The sequence below is a fragment of the Nonomuraea sp. NPDC000554 genome (assembly GCF_040300065.1).
In the GTDB taxonomy this organism is placed as follows: domain Bacteria; phylum Actinomycetota; class Actinomycetes; order Streptosporangiales; family Streptosporangiaceae; genus Nonomuraea.
This window is the reverse complement of record NZ_JBEPDC010000030.1, coordinates 40,183-56,582: the sequence shown is the minus strand read 5'-3', so window position 1 is coordinate 56,582 and position 16,400 is coordinate 40,183. Positions and strand designations below refer to the sequence as shown.

The window sequence follows — 16,400 nt, the reverse complement described above, 5'->3', positions numbered from 1 at the left end:
TACGGGCACACATCGTCGGGGTTCTGGAGAGAATGGGCAGGTCCAGTCGCACTCGTGAGCTGAGTGCCGGGCGCCTCGTCCTACTCGTCATGCTCGTACTCGGCGTGTGCGGCATGCACACCCTCGGGCATGTCTCCTCGGCCCACTCGGCCTCCGCGGCGATGCACGAGCCACCCTCGAACACGGCCCACGCGCCCCCACCCGGGCCTCGCACCCACGTCGCATCCCCGCAGCAAGCCGGCGCGCACGCCTTCAACGATGAGATGCCCGGGTTCGACCCGACCTCGGTCTGCCTCGCCGTGCTCGTGCCGCTGCTGATCCTCGCGCTGATCGCGAGCGCGGCACTCGTGCGGAGGGCGTCGTCGGGGGCGTCCGCCACGATCGCGGGCCTGGGCAGGGTCGCCAGGCCGCCGCCGACCTCCGTACGGCTGGCCCGCCTGTCGCTGCTGCGCATATAGGCCGCCACCTCGCGGACCACGCGTCCGCGGACGGTGACCTGAAACGCAGCATCGAAAGAGAGACCGACCACGATGGGTACGACCCGACTCCGCAAGCTCGCGCTCGCCGGCCTCGCCACGGGCGCGCTGGCACTCCTGACGGCCTGCGGTGGCAGCGCCGACTCCACCAGCGGGCACGACATGTCCACCACCAAGTCGAGCAGCTCCCAGCCGAGCAGCGCCACGTTCAACGACGCGGACGTGGTGTTCGCGCAGATGATGATCCCGCATCACCAGCAGGCGGTCGAGATGGCCGACCTGGCCGCGACACGGGCGTCCGACAAGGAGATCAAGGACCTCGCCGCGAAGATCAAGGCGGCGCAGGACCCGGAGATCCAGACCATGCGAGGCTGGCTGAAGTCCTGGGGCAAGGAGGAGCCGTCCGGCGGGATGGGCCACAGCATGCCCGGGATCATGTCAGAGGAGGAGATGAAGAAGCTCGAAGCGGCCAAGGGCGCCGCGTTCGACAAGCAGTTCGCCCAGCTGATGATCGCCCACCACAACGGCGCGATCGACATGGCCAGGACCGAGCAGGCGCAGGGCTCCAACGCCGAGGCCAAGGACCTGGCCAAGGCCATCGAGACGGGCCAGCAAGCCGAGGTCCAGCAGATGCAGGACCTGCTCAAGCGCCTCTGACACGCCTCACAGGAGTCGGCCGCCTCTGCGGGCGTAGCCCCCCTCCGCCGCACCGCGCGCCGAGCAGCGGCGAGCGGTGCGCGGGCGTAGCCCCCCTCCGCCGCACCGCGCGGCGAGCAGCGGCGAGCGGCTCCTGACGCCAGCCGGTGCCCGGGCGCACAGCCCGGGCGCCGGTCACCCGCCGGCTCGGCCACCACCTCGACTCCCACACCCGGTAGGAGCGGGCCGGGTGCGGTTCAGCGCGCGGACCGCCGCCGCGCACACCCAGCCCAGGCCCGCCAGGATCCACCACGGCAGGCCGGGCAGCCCGAGCGAGCGACCGGCGTCGAGAGCGGCGCCGGTGGCGAGGTTCCCCGCCGCGATGCCGATCCCCGACACGGTGTTGTAGAAGCCGTAGTAGGTGCCGACGAGCTCGTCGCCGCTGAAGCGGGCGATCGTGGCCATCTCGAACGGGTAGACGATCATCGTGCCCAGGGTCAGCAGGGCGGTGGTGACCAGCACGGCGGCCAGCGCGCCCGCCGGCGAGAGCGGGACGGCCAGAGGCAGGAAGGCGGCCCCCATCAGCGCCAGTCCGCGCACCATGGCCTGCCCGGGGCTCCAGCGTTCCTTCACCCACGCGGTGACGCGCACCTGGCCGAAGGCCGCCATGGACCCTGACAGCGCGAACAGCAGCGCGACGCCGAGCTCTCCGCCGCTCGCCCGGCGCACCTCGATCGGCAGGCCGAGGTAGACCTGGAAGTTGAGGACGTAGGAGCCGATCATTGCCAGGGAGAACAGCAGGAAAGGGCGGTCGGCCAGCACCTGCCGCCAGTCGCGGAGGATGCCGCCCGGCGCGCCCGCTCGTCCGCCGGGGCGCGCGGGCAGCGCCCGGGCCTGGGCGAGCGCCAGCACGGCGAACAGCCCGGCCGCGACGAGACAGGTGATCTGGAATGCCGCGGCCTGCAACAGCAGGCCGATGAGCGGGCCGACGAGGATGCCGCTCTGGTAGAAGACGTTGAAGACGGCGAACGCCTCGATCTTGCGCTCCCCGGCCTCCCGAGCGAGGTAGGCGCGGGCCGCCGGGTTGAACAGCGCCCCGGCCAGCCCGGTCAGCACGGACGCGACGATCAGCGCGGGCACCGCCTGGACCAGCCCGAGCAGGGCGAACCCCACCGTCCGCAGGAGCAGCCCGGCCAGGATCATCGGCTTGTAGCCGATCCTGTCGGCCAGACTGCCACCGAGCAGGAACATGCCCTGCTGGCTGAGGTTCCGCACGCCGAGGACCAGCCCCGCCAGCCACGTCGCCAGACCGAGGTCCCCGGTCAGGTACGTGGCCAGGTACGGCATCAGCATGTAGAAGCCGACGTTGATGGTGAGCTGGTTGACCAGGAGCAGCCGTACCGGCCGGTTGAACGACCGCATCTGCGCGGCCGTGCCCTTCACCGTCCCGCTCCCGCCGGGGCGGCGACCTTGGCGCAGCGGGTCCAGCGCAGCGCCTCGGCCTCTGCCGGATGGCCGATGACGTCGGGTTCCGGCTCCGGTTCGCGGCCGAGCAGGTCACGCTCGGCGCAGTAGACGTCGCTGAAGACCGTGTCGAAGTATCGCTGCGGCCCGTCGGGGAAGATCGCCGCGATGCCGGTGCCCGCGGGCTCCGTCCTGGCCAGCCAGGAGGCGACGAGCGCGACGGCCCCCACGCTCCACCCGCCGGTCGCGTACCGTCGCGCGGCGAGGCGGCGGCAGGCCCACACCGCCTCGGCCGGGGCCACCCAGTGGACCTCGCTGAAGCTGTCGTAGGCGACGTTGCCCGGGTAGATGCTGCTGCCCAGCCCGCGCATCAGGCGCGACCGGGCGGGCTGACCGAAGATCGTGGACCCGATCGTGTCCACCCCCACCAGGCGCACTCCCGGGCAGAGCCGCCTGAGCGTCCGGTAGACGCCCGCGCTGTGCCCGCCGGTGCCCACGCTGCAGACCAGGACGTCGACGTGGCCGAGCTGCCCGGCCAGCTCTCGGGCCAGCGGGTCGTAGGCGCTGACGTTGTCGGGGTTGTGGTACTGGTCGGGGCAGTACGCGTTCGGATGCTCCTGCCTGAGCCGGCGGACCCGCTCCCGCCGCGCCTCCTGCCAGCCCCCGTCCGGGTGCGGCCGCGTCACGGTTTCCACGCGGGCCCCGTACGCGCTGAGCAGGCGGTGCATCAGCGGCTCCATGCCCGGATCGCTGACCAGGATGACCGGATGCCGGTAGACGATCCCGGCCAGGGCGATCCCGAGGCCGAGCGTGCCGCTGGTGGATTCGATGATCGGCTCACCCGGACGCAGCTCGCCGCGGCACCGGGCCTGGCGGATCATGTAGAGGCCGGGCCGGTCCTTGATGCCTCCGGGGTTGCGGCCCTCGAGTTTGGCCCAGAAGCCGCGCTCGCTGTCGCCCCACAGCTCCGGGATTCGCAGCACGGGCGTGTTGCCGACAAGTCCGGCAAGGCCGGTGCGGTGGGTCGCGGCCCAAACCCGGGCAGGCCGGCGCCGATGGCTGGTGTTCATGATGGTGGTCCTCGCACGGTCGACTGCGCATGGATGAGCGGCAGGCGCGGCCGGATCGGCACACGCCGGGCGCGACTACACCCGTGACACGCAGAGCACGGCGAGCAGGGGCCCGCCCGGGAGAGAACCGGTTCGCGAAGGCGGCGCGCCGCCCTCGGCGCCTCCCGGAGCCGCCGCGGCTCGCCGGCCGCTGCCGGGCAGATCCTGGAGCGGCTGCGACGGGGGCTGGGTGAAGGGCTTCTCGCACGACGTCGAGTGCTGGTGGCCGTGCGTCCCGTGATCAGCGGGGCCCTGCGCGGCGGAGTGCGCGTGCGGCACGGACGGGACGGAGTCGTGAGCGTGCGGCCCGAAACCGCACAGCAGCAGGTGGAACGCTGCGACGATCGTGAGCACGCCCAGCCACAACCGCCCCCGCACACGACGCGGAGAGCGGGACGGGCGAGCGAGCACGACAGCACGTTACCTCACTGTCCGTGCATCTCATGTCAGCGGTGGGTAATCAGACGATCGAATGGTCGTGTGGCTGACCCGCCGCCTCCGTGGTCTCGATGACGACCTCCGAGGTGAGGGTGCGGTGCACGGGGCACTTGTCGGCGATCTCCATGAGACGCCGGCGCTGGTCGTCCGTCAGCGGGCCGTCGAGGTGGACCTCCCGGGTGATGCGGTCGAGCAGCCCGACCTTGGTCTCGCAGTCGGCGCAGTCGCGGGCGTGGATCCTGCTGTGACGCAGCCTGACGGACACGTTCCGCAGCGGCCACTGCTTGCGGTCGGCGTACATGCGGATGGTCATCGAGGTGCAGGCGCCTAGGGCCGAGAGGAGGAGATCGTACGGGGTGGGGCCCTTGTCGGCGCCGCCGACGTCGGCCGGTTCGTCCGCGGTCAGCCCGTGCCTGCCGGCGGTGATCCGCTGGGTGTAACGGCCGGTCTCGCGCACCTCGACGCTTCCGTCCTCCGTGACAGGGAGGGGTGGCGTGTCGAGGTAGCGGCTCGCCCAGGCCGCGATCACCCCGGCGGCGTACACCGACTGCCCGTCGTCGGTGAGCAGGTGGTCGGCGCCGTCCAAGGCGACGAACGACTTCGGATGGCGGGCCGCGTCGAAGATGCTCCTGGCGTTGTCGATGCCGACGACGGCGTCGGCCGGGGCGTGCATGACGAGCAGCGCCCGCCCGAGGGCGGCGATGCGTTCCTGCTGCGGCTGGAAGGCGATGTCGGCGAGGAAGGCGCGGGCGACCCGGAACGTCCGGCCCGCGAGGGTCACCTCCGCCTCTCCCGCCGTCTCGATCTCCTCGCGCGCGCTCGCCAGCAGCCCGGCCACGTGCGAGGGGTCGGCGGGGGCGCCGATGGTGACGACTGCCCGCGACTCGGGGATCCGCTGGGCGGCGGCCAGGACGGCGGCGCCACCGAACGAGTGCCCCACGAGCAGCGTCGGCGCGGCGAGGGTGTCGCGCAGGTAGCCGGCCGCGTGCACCAGGTCCTCGACGTTGGACGTGAAGTCGGTGTTGCCGAAGTCGCCGCCGGACTGGCCGAGCCCGGTGAAGTCGAAGCGGAGCACGGCGATGCCGAGTCTGGCCAGCTCGCGGGCGATGTGGGAGGCGGCTTGGACGTCCTTGCCGCACGAGAAGCAGTGCGCGAAGAGCGCGACCGCCCTGGGCGGCCCGTCGGGCAGCTCCAGCCTGCCCGCCAGGGGAGCGCCTGTGGAACCGGGGAACGTCACTCGCTGACTGTCGTTCACGACGGAAGAGCCTACGTCGCCGACGTCATGTGCAGGTGAGGCGGGGTTCGGGGGCGTAGACGGTGTGGAACTGCTGCTTGCGCAGAACCTTGCCGTCCTGTTTGAAGATGCGCCAGACGTCGATGGTGAACCCTTCGGCGCCGGCCATCGGGATGCACTCCTTGCCGGTCTCGGTGATGGTCTCGATGGGTTTGACCTGGTAGCGGGGCGAGCTCTGCGACTCGACGTCGTAGCGCTTGGTGCTCCAGAAGTCGACGGTGACCGAGGTGTCCGTGTACGAGGTCTTGATCAGCACGCCGTAGGGGGAGTCGTTGCGCCAGCGGAAGTCCGGCTGCGGGTAGGACACCGTCGACTCCCGCCCGGCCGGGTACCGGGAGATGTAGTACTGGTGCGGCGTGTGCTGCACGTCCTGGAAGCCGCCGAAGAACACCGCGTTGAACAGGGTGGTGGTGAACTGCGAGACGCCTCCGCCGACGTCGTCGACGAACCGGTTGTTCAGGATCATCGGCGCCTCGACGAAGCCGCGCGCCTTGTCGCGTTTGCCCACGACGCCGTTGAGCGAGAACGTCTCGCCGGGCCTGACCACGTAGCCGTCGACGAGGTCGGCGATGGTGTGGATGTTGGTCACCCTGGGGGCGCAGCAGGGGTAGCGGGTGGTGAACGAGCTGACCTTCTCCTTGACGCCGAGCTTGGTGGCCGCCTGGGTGGTCACGCGGGGCTGGGTCCGGGTCGTCGGCGCGTCCACGCTGCGGGTTCCCGCCGCGACGGCGGCGGCGATCGCCTCGCCGAGGGCCTTGACGTCGATCCCGCGCCCCGCTCGGGCGGCGACGACCCGCGGCCTGCCGTTGACGATCTTGAAGGACGCGTCCTTCGGACGCTGACCGGCGTCGACCAGCGCCTTCTCCAGGGTGGACGCGACCTGCGAGGCGTCGTAGGACGGCCGCAGCCCGCCCTGGCCGTCGGCGGTGAAGCGGAGCCCGGCGGCGAGCTGGTCTCTGGACAGCACGGTCTTCCTGCCGCCGCTGGTCAGGGTCAGCGGCGAGGCGACCGCCGCCCGGGCCGTCGTGGCCACCCGCCGGACCTCGGCGGCGGAGACCGTGGGTGGCAGCGGGCGCACTGTCAGGGCGACTTTCCCGCGCTTTCCCGCGAAGGCGTCGCGCACGGCTCTGGCCGCGCCGTCGCGGTCGAGGGTACGGCCCGGCCTGGGCTGCACCGCCTGCGGTTCGAGCCCGCGGAAGCGGACGCCGCCCTCGCGCGGCTTGGTGTCGATGTCGCGGGCCAGGTCGGCGAGCCTGGCGGTGAGGCGCTGCTCGTCCACGGTGACCTTCGGCTGGAGGTCGCGGCTGCCGAAGAACGAGCGGACGATCCCGGCCGGGGTCGTGGCGCCGTCGAGTGCGGCGTCGACGGTCGCCTTCGCGTCGAAGGCCAGCCCCAGCTCGGCGGGTTTCAGCCGGACCGTCCGGCCCGCCGCGACGAGCGCGAGCGGGGTGGCCGCCCGCTTGCCGAGGTCGCGTTCCAGCCGCGACCGGGCCTCGGACGGTGCCAGGCCGCCGATGTCGGACCCGTCGACGCGGGTGCCCGGGGGAACGTCGCCGGCGAGGGCGACGGCGGGCACGGCGTACGCCGCCCCGGCGACGACGAGGACGGCGGAGAGGAGGACGGCCACCCGGGCCCGCCGGGAGCGTGGGGGGCGCCGGGAGCCGGCGGTCGGTTGTTCCTGTGTGTGCGGCATCCAGCTCTGCCCCTGATCAGCGGTTATCTGAGTGGCTGTCGTACGGGTAGAGAGTATCCGCCCGCCTGTGTGCGGCGAACGGAACTGGCCGTCAACTATGCGCGATAGGAGGTCACGCCAGGCCGGCGAGGACGAGGGCGACCGTCATGACCTGCGGCTGCCCGGCGGGTACACCCGGAGGGCGGATTCGAGCGCGGCGGCCTCGTCGGGTGTCAGCCGCTCCAGGAAGTGCACCAGCGTGGCCGCCTGGTTGCCGCCGCTCGCGAGCGTCTCGCGCATCAGCTGGGCGGTGTAGGACTCCCTGCTCCCCACCGACTCGTACACGTAGGCCTTGCCGGCCGGTTGCCGCTTCAGCAGGCCCTTCTTGTAGAGCTTGTCCATCACGGTCATCACGGTGGTGTAGGCGATCTGGCGCTCCTTGCGCAGATCTTCCAGCACGTCCCTGACGGAGGCCGGCTGGTGGTAGGACCACATCCTGTCCATGATCGCCGATTCCAGGTCGCCCAACGTGCGCATCGTCCGCGTGCCTCCCTCCTGTGACCTGCCTTCATGCTACTCGCGCTCGTAGGTGCCGGGCCAAGACGCGGGACGTCCGAGCGAGGAGGGGGTCGTCGCCGACTATGGGGCCGCGTTGCGTGGCGGCCCGCCGGCGTGTCTCCACGGGATACCGGCACGCGCAAATACGGTGGGGGGGTATAGTGTTTCGAGGTGGCCCGCTCCCAAGGGGGTCGTCCAGGCTCGTATGTACAAGGAGAATCCGATATGACCACCAGCACCTACACCGTCAAGGGCATGACCTGCGGCCACTGCGTCAGCTCGGTCACCGAGGAGGTCGGCCAGGTTCCCGGCGTCGCCGGCGTCGAGGTCGACCTCGCGACCGGCCTGGTCACGGTGACCGGCGAGGGCGTCCTGGACGACGCCGCGATCGCGGCGGCCGTCGAGGAGGCGGGCTACGAGGTCGTGACTGCCTGATGAACACCCCGGCGAAACTCGGATCGTACGTCCTCGGGCTCGCCGTGCTCTTCGGCGCCACCTTCGGGGCCGGCAAGGCGGTGGGGGTGGTGGGCTCGCCGCCGTCGCCGGGCGGGCACGCCACCCACGAGAGCGCCCCGGCCGCGCAGGTGGTGCCCGCAGGGCTCCAGGTCTCGGACGACGGGTACACGCTCGTCCCCGTGACCACCGCGGTCGAGCCGGGCAAGCAGACGGACTTCCGGTTCTCGGTGACGGGCCCCGACGGCAGGCCGGTCACCGCGTACCAGGTCGAGCACGAGAAGAAGCTGCACTTCATCGTGGTCTCGCGCGATCTGACGTCCTTCCAGCACCTCCACCCGCAGATGGGCTCTGACGGCCTCTGGTCGATCCCGCTCACGCTGCCGGAGGCGGGCGCGTACCGGGTCTTCGCGGACTTCCGTCCCGAAGGCGGCACCGGGCTGACGCTCGGCGCCGACGTGTACGCCGGAGGCGGCTTCCGGCCCAAGCCGCTCCCGGCGGTCAGCCGCACGGCCGAGGTCGACGGCTACACCGTCACCCTCGACGGCGACCTGGTTCCAGGGCGGACGAGCAAGCTGACGCTGAAGGTGAGCAAGGACGGCAGGCCGGTCACCGACCTGCAGCCCTACCTGGCGGCGTACGGGCACCTGGTCGCGCTCAGGAACGGCGACCTGGCCTACCTGCACGTCCACCCCGACGGCGAGCCCGGCGACGGCAAGACCCCCTCCGGCCCGGAGATCACCTTCTACGCCGAGGTGCCGAGCGGCGGCGACTACCGGCTCTTCCTGGACTTCCAGCACGGCGGAACCGTCCGGACCGCCGCGTTCACCGCGCGCACCGTTCAGGCGCCCTCGGGCGAGGCTCCGGCCGAGGTCGACCACGGCCACTGAGGCGGTGGAGATGCAGGTGTAGCCCTGATCTTGAAAAGGCCACGATTCGGGATCACATGGGGTACATTGCCGGATCATGTATCGGCCGTTCGCGTTGATGCCACCGGCGTCCGCGAGCCGTGGGGCTGGAGGTCGAAAGGCGTGAACGCGGACACAGCCGCGTGGGAGCAGAGCAGCGTGGTACGGGTGGTCTCCCCCGTGCAGCCGCGCAAGCTGGCGAAGGTTCCCTTCGTCGAGCTTGCTGACGGGCGGTTGCAGGGCGTCGTGTCGAGCGGGTCGGACATCAGTCGCGTCTACGTCTCGTCGATCACCGCCGGAACCCACGGCTTCAACTGCAGCACGAACAACAACAGGCCGTGCGGCGGGCTGTACGGCTCGCCCTGCAAGCACCTGCGGGCGCTCGTGGACGAGGCCGTCGTCCAGTACGGCCTGGAGCGCGTGGCCCGCTACCTGCGCGTCGAGGTGGAGGAGGGCAGTGACCTGCTGTACAACCTGGACGGGCAGCACGAGCCCGCCCCGGCGGCCGTCGTGTTCAGCCGGTTCCTGCGCCACCTGGCCTATCTGGAGCTGCCCGACACGGCCGCGCCCCTGGCGGAGATGCACTGGTTCCCGGCCATGGGGGCGGTCCGTTGATGCTCGGCGTACAGCTCGCGGAACTGCTCGACGGCGCCCCTCCGGGAGTCGAGGACGCGCTTGACCTGGTGACGGGCTTCGACGACGCCCTCGCGAACGGGCTCGCCCGGCTCAGCGAGGAGCGGGCCGCCGCGGTGGCGGCGCTGGCCGGCTCGGTGGGGGCCACGCCGCTCGCCGCGCGGGTGGCCGAGGCGGCAGGCAAGGTCGCCGCCGGCTCGATCGCCGACGAGCACCTGACGGCGCTGGCCGGAGCGCGTACCGCCCTGTTCGGCGCGGTGCACGACGCCCTGCTCGCCCGCCTCGACGCCGCGCTCGGACGTTCCAGGGCCGCCTGGGAGGAGCCGGGTTCCCTGGCGACCGTGCCGGAGAACCTGCTCGTCGGCAGCAGGTCCTGGCTGACCGAGCTGGCCATCGCCGGATGGCGCGGCGTCGACCACGACCTGGTCTCCGCGTCCAGCCAGACGGTGGAGGCGCTGCTGGCCGAGCCGGGCCTGCGCCGGCTGGCGGTGCTGCTCGACGGCCTGGCGGCCGAGCTGCGGGCGTCGGCGCCGGTCGCGACCGTGGACCGGCTGCCCGCCCGCCGCTGGGCGGACCTGTGGGCGCGCGCCCTGCTGCTGTCGCAGGCGGGCAGCTGGCCCGGCGAGGCCACCCGTACGGTGTCGGGGCGGCTGCTGATCCTCGGCGTGGACGTCCACGAGCACCCCACCGCGATGCAGGCGCAGGTCCACGCCGTCCTGGAACCCGCGGGCGGCGAGCCGTCCCGGCTGGTGCGGACGAGCGTCGCGGCCACCAAGGTCGACACGATTTCGGGCCCGTTCCTGTGGCAGCTGCTGAGCGGGGTCCGCGGCCTACGGAAGGCGCTCGCGGAGCACCTCAGCCTGGACATCACCGACATGCCGCTGCTCGGCAGCGGCGACCTGGTGTGGCACGACGATCGGGCCAGGTTGGGCGAGCCGGCCGACCCGTTCGCGACGGCCAGGGTCCAGCTCGCCGGGGCGTCGGCTCCCGCGGTGCCGCCCCTGGATCGTCATCCGGTACGCATCGCGGAACCCGTCCTGCTGGAGGGCTACACGGTGACCGGCGACGCGTTCGTGCTCGACGGGAACGCGCTCGCCGTCGAGGTGGACCGCCTCCCGTCCTGCGGCCCGCTCACGCCGGAACTGGTGGCCGCGTCCACGGCCTGCCTCGGGCTGATGCGCTGGGACGCCGGCCGGTGGTCGGTACGGCCGCTCGCGGTGCAGGCCACGGTCAAGAAGAAGCCGGTCGTGGCGCACACCGGCGACTGGGCGCTCGGCCCCACCGACCAGAAGGTGCTCAAGGCGGGCGCGCGGGTCGGCGACCCGGTGGCCGTGCTGCGCGAGCGAGCGGGACGGCTGCTGCGGAAATGAGCGACTCCCCGATCGGCGCCGACGAGAACCGGCGCCAGGTGCTCTACTGGCGCCTGCTGTCGCGGCTGTTCGAGGGCGACGAGCAGCCTTCGCTGGAGGCGTCCAGCGTGGCCATCGTCGACGACCTCGGGCTGCCGCCCGCGCTGCTCGACCCGTCGGTGTCGGTGGACAACCTGGTCCAGCGCTTCCCCGACCTGGGCCCCGAGCTGCGCGACCTGATGGTCCCCAAGGACGACGAGGACGAGGACCCGCGCGAGCGGGTCCGCCGGGCGGCCCTGGTGTCGAAGCTGCTGCTCAACGTCTTCTCGACCGGGACGGGCAACGTCACCGCCACCGACCTGGCGCGCTGGAAGCAGGACGCGGGCTGGTTCGAGCAGGCGCTCGGCTGCCAGCCCGGCCAGATCGGGTCCGAGCCGGGCATGGGCGAGGTGGCGGGCGTCCTGTCGGGCCTGGAGGGCGACCTCGTCAAGCGCATGCGCCTGCGCGAGGTGCTCGCCGACCCGGCGCTGGCCAGGCAGCTCACGCCGAGCATGTCGCTCATCGAGCAGCTGCTGCGCGACAAGTCCAACCTCTCGGGCGTCGCGCTGGCCAACGCCAAGGCGCTGATCCGCAAGTACGTGGACCAGGTCGCGGAGGTCCTGCGCACCCAGGTCGAGAAGACCACGGTGGGCGCCATCGACAGGTCGGTGCCGCCGAAGCGGGTGTACCGCAACCTCGACCTCGACCGCACGATCTGGAAGAACCTCACCAACTGGAGCCCCGAAGACCAGCGGCTCTACGTGGACAAGCTGTTCTACAAGCAGACCGCGCGCAAGACCACGCCACAGCGGCTCATCGTGGTGGTCGACCAGTCGGGCTCGATGGTGGACGCGATGGTGAACTGCACCATCCTGGCGTCGATCTTCGCGGGCCTGCCCAAGGTGGACGTCCACCTGGTCGCGTACGACACCCGCGCGCTCGACCTGACGCCCTGGGTGCACGACCCGTTCGAGGTGCTGCTGCGCACGACGCTCGGCGGCGGCACCCACGGCCCCGTCGCGATGGCCATGGCCCGGCCCAAGATCGCCGAACCACGCAACACCGTCATGGTGTGGATCTCCGACTTCTACGACGACCGGTCGCTGATCACCGACTTCGAGTCGCTGCACAAGTCCGGGGTGAAGTTCATCCCGGTCGGCTCGGTGAACAGCTCCGGGCAGCAGAGCGTGGACCCGTGGTTCCGTCAGAAGCTCAAGGACCTGGGCACCCCCGTGCTGTCGGGCCACATCCGCAAACTCGTGTTCGAGCTCAAGAACTTCCTCACCTAGGAGAACCCCGAGAATGTCCGACGAGATGCTGCGTGCGCCCGCCGAGGTCAAGTACGCCGAAGAGCTCGACTGGCTGGAGTCGATCGACGAGGGCCCCAAGCCGTTCGCGTGGCGGCTCAGCCCTCGGATGGTGCGGCTCTTCATCCTCGGCTCCGAGCGTTCCGACGGGCTCGACCGCGAGATCCCGCAGAAGTGGTTCGGTGACCGCAGCTTCGTCGAGCGCGCCATCGTCACCCTGGCCTCGGACCGGGGCCTGCTGCTGATCGGCGACCCGGGCACGGGCAAGAGCTGGCTCGCCGAGCTGCTCGCCGCCGCCATCTGCCGCAACTCGACCCTGGTCGTCCAGGGCACTGCGGGCACCACCGAGGACCACATCAAGTACTCGTGGAACGTCTCCATGGTGATCGCCAAGGGGCAGTCGCGCGAGTCGATGATCCCCTCGCCGATCATGACGGCGATGGAGAAGGGCGTGATCGGCCGCTTCGAGGAGCTGACCCGCTCGACCAGCGACGTGCAGGACGCGCTGATCTCCATCCTGTCCGAGAAGTACGTGTCCATCCCCGAACTGGACGACGACAACATCGTCTTCGCCCAGCCCGGGTTCTCGATCATCGCCACGGCCAACAGCCGTGACCGCGGTGTGAACGACCTCTCCTCGGCGCTGAAGCGGCGGTTCAACTTCGTCCGCATCCCGGTGGTGACGAACAAGAAGAGCGAGGCGGAGATCGTCCGGTTCCGTACCACGGAGCTGCTGCGCAGGCACCAGGTCGAGCTGGACCTGCCGCCCACGCTGCTGGACATCCTGCTGCAGAGCTTCGCCGACCTGCGCGCCGCCGCCGCGTCGGCCACCAGCGACGACGACAAGCTGGAGTCTGCGCTGTCCACGGCGGAGCAGATCGGCGTCCTGGAGGACGCCATCCTGCACAGCCAGTTCTTCGGCGACCGGACCCTGCGCGCCGAGACGCTCGGCAGCTCGCTCGTCGGCTCGCTCGCCCGCCGCACCCCTGAGGACCTGGCCATCCTGAACAAGTACTGGCACGGTGTGGTCGAGCCGCGCAGCAAGAAGGACGGCGGCCCGTGGCAGGACTTCCTCGAGGGTGGCCGCCAGGCGATCGCCACGCTCTCATGAGCCCGTTCGGCGCCCTCCGCGAGCAGCTCCTCGACGCCGCAGCCGCCTTCGCCGACGGTCCCGACGCGCTGTCCGGCATCCTGTCGGGCCTGGTGGACGACGTCGACCGGGCACTGCGCGAGGACATGGAGATCTTCCCGGTCTGCCACCATTCGCCGGCGTCCGCGCTGGCCATGGTGCGCAGGCTGCGGGAGAAGCAGCCCAAGGTCATCTACCTGGAGCTGTGCGAGGACCTGCAACCTCTGCTGACCGAGCTGCGCAACTGCCGTCTGCCCGTGGCGTTGCAGGCGTTCGCGACCGACCTCGACGGCTTCCCGCCGGAGTCCGGGCCGCTCAGCGTGGTGGCGCCGATCACCGAGGCGTCGGCCGAGTACCAGGCCATCGCCTACGCCCTCGACCGGCCGGACGTCGAGCTGGTGCTGGTGGACCGCTCGGCCGACCACGTCTTCCAGTGGCTGCCGCAGGGGGCGTCCGAGCAGGGGGAGTCCGAGGAGGAGCAGCGCGAGGACGCCGCCCTGCACGGCGACTCCGTGGGCGTCGAGATCGGCGACCTGCGGCCCCGCTTCGCCGAGCTGGAAGAGCACCTGCTGCACCACGGCAAGGTCAGGCACTGGTCCGAATGGTGGGACCAGTACGTGGAGCAGCCGCTCGCCGGTGCGGACTACGAGACGTACCGGCAGGTCATGGTGCTGATCGGCAGCCTGTTCAGGCGGCTGCGTCCCGACGGCGCCCAGCTCGACAGGGACGAGGACCGCGAGCGCTACATGTGGGCCCGGATGCGCGAGCACCTCGCCGCGTCCGGTGCGGACCCGTCGCAGTGCCTGTACGTGTGCGGCGCGTTCCACGCGGCCAGCCGCGTCGAGCAGTTCGGGCTGGCCTCGGAGGCCCCCTTCGAGATCACCCCCCGGACGGGTACGCGCTGGCTGTACGGGCTCATCCCGTCCAGCCAGTCGGCGATCGAGGCCCAGTTCGGGCTGGCGTCCGGCTCGGTGTCGATCGCCGCGGCCACCTGGACGAAGGCGCTATCGCGCAGCCGCGTCAAGCCCTTCGAGCTCGCCGGCCAGAAGAAGTCGGCCAAGCCCGCGCGGCTGCCCGCGCCCGTCCCGCAGGCCGAGGTCACCGACAAGCTGACCGGCTTCCTGTCGAAACCGCCCACGCTGGACGGCCTGGACGAGGCCGAGCTGCTCGGCTGGTGCGTCGACATCGTCAGGCTGGCCCGCAAGAACGGCTACCTGTCCTCCACGGCCGACGCCATCGCCGTGTTCGAGACGTCCATCCTGCTCGCGGGGATGCGCGGCCGGGCCCGTCCGACGCCGTACGACTTCCAGGACGCCGCCGTCACCTGCATCGAGAAGGACGCCGTCCCGGGACGCCGTGACGTGCGCCGCCTGTGCGAGATCCTCCTCGGCGGCGACCGGATCGGCCAGGTCGGCTACGATGCCATGCCGCCGCTGGCCCGCGACGTCTACGACCGGCTGGAGCCGCTGGGGCTCGACCTGCAGAAGCGGACCCTCCAGCGGGCCCTGATCGACCTCCAGGCCAACCCGGACCTGGTGCCCTGCTCGCAGCTGCTGTGGATGCTGCGCTTCCTGCTGCCGGACGGCACCGTCCGACCCATCATGGGCTCGCGCAGCCTGGGGGAGCGGGCCATCCAGGAGAGCTGGGACCTGTGGCTCGGCCGCGACCAGCGGGCGCTCATCGAGCTCGGCTACGAGGGCGTCACCGTCGAACAGGTGCTGGAGCAGCGCCTGCGCAAGATCGTGTGGGACCCCAAGGCCACCGCGTCCGTCGCGCTCGACGCGGTCGAGAACGCCATCCTCTACCTGGGCAGCCGCCGCTTCACCGACGAGCTCGGCGCGCGGGCCGTGGACCTGCTGGCCGCCGAGCGCACCGTGGACGACGCGCCCGAGGTGCTGCGCCGCATCCGCCGGCTGCTGGCCCACTACCGCGCCACCGAGCCGGTGCTGCCCGCGTGGTGCGAAGCGTTCGTCAAGCAGGGGTACGCGCACTACTGCACCATGCTGCCGACCGCCTTCCTGGACGAGGAGGCGGGCGTCCGCCAGGTGGGCGCGATGCTCGGGTTCCTGTTCAGCCTGGAGAGCCTGGCGCTGTCGCTCGGCTGCGACCGCGCCCAGCTCGAGATCGCCGTGCAGCAGTCGCACCCGGAGACACCCGCCAAGGTCGCGCTGCTGTGGGGCGCGCAGTCGCAACTCGGGCTCGTGTCGAAGGCGGACCTGCGGGCGCGGTGCGAGGAACTGCTGGACAACCCGCTCGTCGTCCCGTCGTTCCCCCTCTACATCACGGGGTTCGTGCAGTCGCTCGAGTCGGTTCCGTCGCTGACGCCCTTCGTGGTGGAGGTGCTGTCGAAGGCGTTCGCCCGGCTGCCCGACAACGTGCTGCTCCCGTGGCTGCCCAAGCTGATCACGATGCTGCGGAAGGATGCGGCGGAGCTGGTGCCGGTGCTCGTCCGCGAGGCCGGCCGCACCTTCCCGGCCGGCCTGGCGGCGGTGGACGCGTGGGTGCCGCCGTGGTCGGGCCAGGCCGCGCAGCCGTCCGCGCCGGCTCTCGCCCCGTCGGGCCCGGTGGCGGAACTCCTGGCAGGCCACCCGGCGACCCTGGACGCCGTGGCGGCGCTGCTGGGCTGCGAGGGCGAATGGCGGCAACCCTCGTCGCCACCCGGCGGCGGCCCGGCGGCGGACCTCCTGACCCGCCACCCGGACACCGCCGACGCGGTCGCGACCCTGCTGCTGTCCGGGGCCTAGAACACGCGGCTCAGCGAGGACCGTGCCGCCCGGGGAACGGCACGGTCCTCGACGCGCTCCACGCGCCGCGCTGTAGGTGTCGCCGGCGCGTCTCTGGCGGCTCGTCGGCGACCCGACATCAGAGGACAATGGCGTTAAATCTGAGTATTAACTGCATATCGGCTGTATCAGTACGTCCCAAAGCGTGTGAA

At 71.5% G+C, this 16,400-nt stretch carries 15 protein-coding genes; 9 read left to right on the top strand and 6 right to left on the bottom strand.

The features are described 5' to 3' along the window. Positions 1 to 89: 89 nt before the first annotated feature. Positions 90 to 458, top strand: a complete 369-nt coding sequence (locus ABT294_RS40435; protein WP_350811746.1) for a DUF6153 family protein — start codon at positions 90 to 92, stop codon at positions 456 to 458. A gap of 72 nt (positions 459 to 530) precedes the next feature. Next, positions 531 to 1,133, top strand: coding sequence for a DUF305 domain-containing protein (locus ABT294_RS40430; protein WP_350811745.1), 603 nt, complete (start codon positions 531 to 533; stop codon positions 1,131 to 1,133). Positions 1,134 to 1,307: 174 nt separating this feature from the next. Here the strand turns inward: ABT294_RS40430 and ABT294_RS40425 are convergent, their stop codons facing one another. The 6 genes from ABT294_RS40425 to ABT294_RS40400 all read right to left on the bottom strand — a co-directional run bounded on the left by ABT294_RS40425 (position 1,308) and on the right by ABT294_RS40400 (position 7,626). Next, positions 1,308 to 2,555, bottom strand: a complete 1,248-nt coding sequence (locus tag ABT294_RS40425; protein WP_350811744.1) for an MDR family MFS transporter — start codon at positions 2,553 to 2,555, stop codon at positions 1,308 to 1,310. After that, positions 2,552 to 3,646 carry a PLP-dependent cysteine synthase family protein gene (locus ABT294_RS40420; protein ID WP_350811743.1) on the bottom strand — a complete coding sequence of 365 codons (1,095 nt, stop codon included), beginning with the start codon at positions 3,644 to 3,646 and terminating at the stop codon, positions 2,552 to 2,554. Before ABT294_RS40420 ends, ABT294_RS40425 begins: the two co-directional genes overlap by 4 nt. A 75-nt stretch (positions 3,647 to 3,721) precedes the next feature. Beyond that, entirely contained in the window at positions 3,722 to 4,096 is a 375-nt protein-coding gene (locus tag ABT294_RS40415) for a hypothetical protein (RefSeq protein WP_350811742.1), read from the bottom strand. Positions 4,097 to 4,145: 49 nt separating this feature from the next. Continuing rightward, the gene (locus tag ABT294_RS40410) at positions 4,146 to 5,378 is read right to left on the bottom strand and encodes a bifunctional alpha/beta hydrolase/OsmC family protein (RefSeq protein WP_350811741.1); all 1,233 of its coding nucleotides are present in this window, start codon (positions 5,376 to 5,378) and stop codon (positions 4,146 to 4,148) included. Between the two features lie 25 nt (positions 5,379 to 5,403). Then, positions 5,404 to 7,110, bottom strand: a complete 1,707-nt coding sequence (locus tag ABT294_RS40405) for a VanW family protein (protein ID WP_350811740.1) — start codon at positions 7,108 to 7,110, stop codon at positions 5,404 to 5,406. A 144-nt stretch (positions 7,111 to 7,254) separates the two neighbouring features. Continuing rightward, on the bottom strand, positions 7,255 to 7,626 hold the full coding sequence (locus ABT294_RS40400) for a BlaI/MecI/CopY family transcriptional regulator (protein WP_350811739.1): 372 nt from the start codon (positions 7,624 to 7,626) through the stop codon (positions 7,255 to 7,257). A gap of 246 nt (positions 7,627 to 7,872) precedes the next feature. Between ABT294_RS40400 and ABT294_RS40395 the strand changes: the two genes are divergently transcribed. From ABT294_RS40395 to ABT294_RS40365, 7 genes are all read left to right on the top strand, one after another. After that, on the top strand, positions 7,873 to 8,082 hold the full coding sequence (locus ABT294_RS40395) for a heavy-metal-associated domain-containing protein (RefSeq protein ID WP_350811738.1): 210 nt from the start codon (positions 7,873 to 7,875) through the stop codon (positions 8,080 to 8,082). Then, a complete protein-coding gene (locus tag ABT294_RS40390; protein ID WP_350811737.1) occupies positions 8,082 to 8,990 on the top strand; it encodes a DUF8832 domain-containing protein in 909 nt (302 codons plus the stop codon). The genes ABT294_RS40395 and ABT294_RS40390 overlap by 1 nt, the downstream gene beginning before the upstream one ends. A gap of 141 nt (positions 8,991 to 9,131) precedes the next feature. Next, positions 9,132 to 9,623 carry a hypothetical protein gene (locus tag ABT294_RS40385; protein ID WP_350811736.1) on the top strand — a complete coding sequence of 164 codons (492 nt, stop codon included), beginning with the start codon at positions 9,132 to 9,134 and terminating at the stop codon, positions 9,621 to 9,623. After that, positions 9,623 to 11,011, top strand: a complete 1,389-nt coding sequence (locus ABT294_RS40380; protein ID WP_350811735.1) for a hypothetical protein — start codon at positions 9,623 to 9,625, stop codon at positions 11,009 to 11,011. The genes ABT294_RS40385 and ABT294_RS40380 overlap by 1 nt, the downstream gene beginning before the upstream one ends. Beyond that, a complete protein-coding gene (locus ABT294_RS40375) occupies positions 11,008 to 12,318 on the top strand; it encodes a vWA domain-containing protein (protein WP_350811734.1) in 1,311 nt (436 codons plus the stop codon). Before ABT294_RS40380 ends, ABT294_RS40375 begins: the two co-directional genes overlap by 4 nt. Positions 12,319 to 12,331: 13 nt before the next feature. Then, positions 12,332 to 13,447 (top strand): ATP-binding protein, encoded by a 1,116-nt coding sequence (locus ABT294_RS40370; protein WP_350811733.1) that lies wholly within the window; start codon positions 12,332 to 12,334, stop codon positions 13,445 to 13,447. Then, positions 13,444 to 16,209, top strand: coding sequence for a DUF5682 family protein (locus ABT294_RS40365; protein WP_350811732.1), 2,766 nt, complete (start codon positions 13,444 to 13,446; stop codon positions 16,207 to 16,209). The genes ABT294_RS40370 and ABT294_RS40365 overlap by 4 nt, the downstream gene beginning before the upstream one ends. Positions 16,210 to 16,400 lie beyond the last annotated feature (191 nt).

What these genes read in the sequence shown, in the direction of transcription:
- ABT294_RS40435 (WP_350811746.1), top strand. Translation starts at nt 90, where the DNA reads ATGCTCGTACTCGGCGTGTGCGGCATGCACACCCTCGGGCATGTCTCC.
- ABT294_RS40430 (WP_350811745.1), top strand. Translation starts at nt 531, where the DNA reads ATGGGTACGACCCGACTCCGCAAGCTCGCGCTCGCCGGCCTCGCCACG.
- ABT294_RS40420 (WP_350811743.1), bottom strand. Translation starts at nt 3,646, where the DNA reads ATGAACACCAGCCATCGGCGCCGGCCTGCCCGGGTTTGGGCCGCGACC.
- ABT294_RS40405 (WP_350811740.1), bottom strand. Translation starts at nt 7,110, where the DNA reads ATGCCGCACACACAGGAACAACCGACCGCCGGCTCCCGGCGCCCCCCA.
- ABT294_RS40400 (WP_350811739.1), bottom strand. Translation starts at nt 7,626, where the DNA reads ATGCGCACGTTGGGCGACCTGGAATCGGCGATCATGGACAGGATGTGG.
- ABT294_RS40395 (WP_350811738.1), top strand. Translation starts at nt 7,873, where the DNA reads ATGACCACCAGCACCTACACCGTCAAGGGCATGACCTGCGGCCACTGC.
- ABT294_RS40390 (WP_350811737.1), top strand. Translation starts at nt 8,082, where the DNA reads ATGAACACCCCGGCGAAACTCGGATCGTACGTCCTCGGGCTCGCCGTG.
- ABT294_RS40380 (WP_350811735.1), top strand. Translation starts at nt 9,623, where the DNA reads ATGCTCGGCGTACAGCTCGCGGAACTGCTCGACGGCGCCCCTCCGGGA.
- ABT294_RS40375 (WP_350811734.1), top strand. Translation starts at nt 11,008, where the DNA reads ATGAGCGACTCCCCGATCGGCGCCGACGAGAACCGGCGCCAGGTGCTC.
- ABT294_RS40370 (WP_350811733.1), top strand. Translation starts at nt 12,332, where the DNA reads ATGTCCGACGAGATGCTGCGTGCGCCCGCCGAGGTCAAGTACGCCGAA.
- ABT294_RS40365 (WP_350811732.1), top strand. Translation starts at nt 13,444, where the DNA reads ATGAGCCCGTTCGGCGCCCTCCGCGAGCAGCTCCTCGACGCCGCAGCC.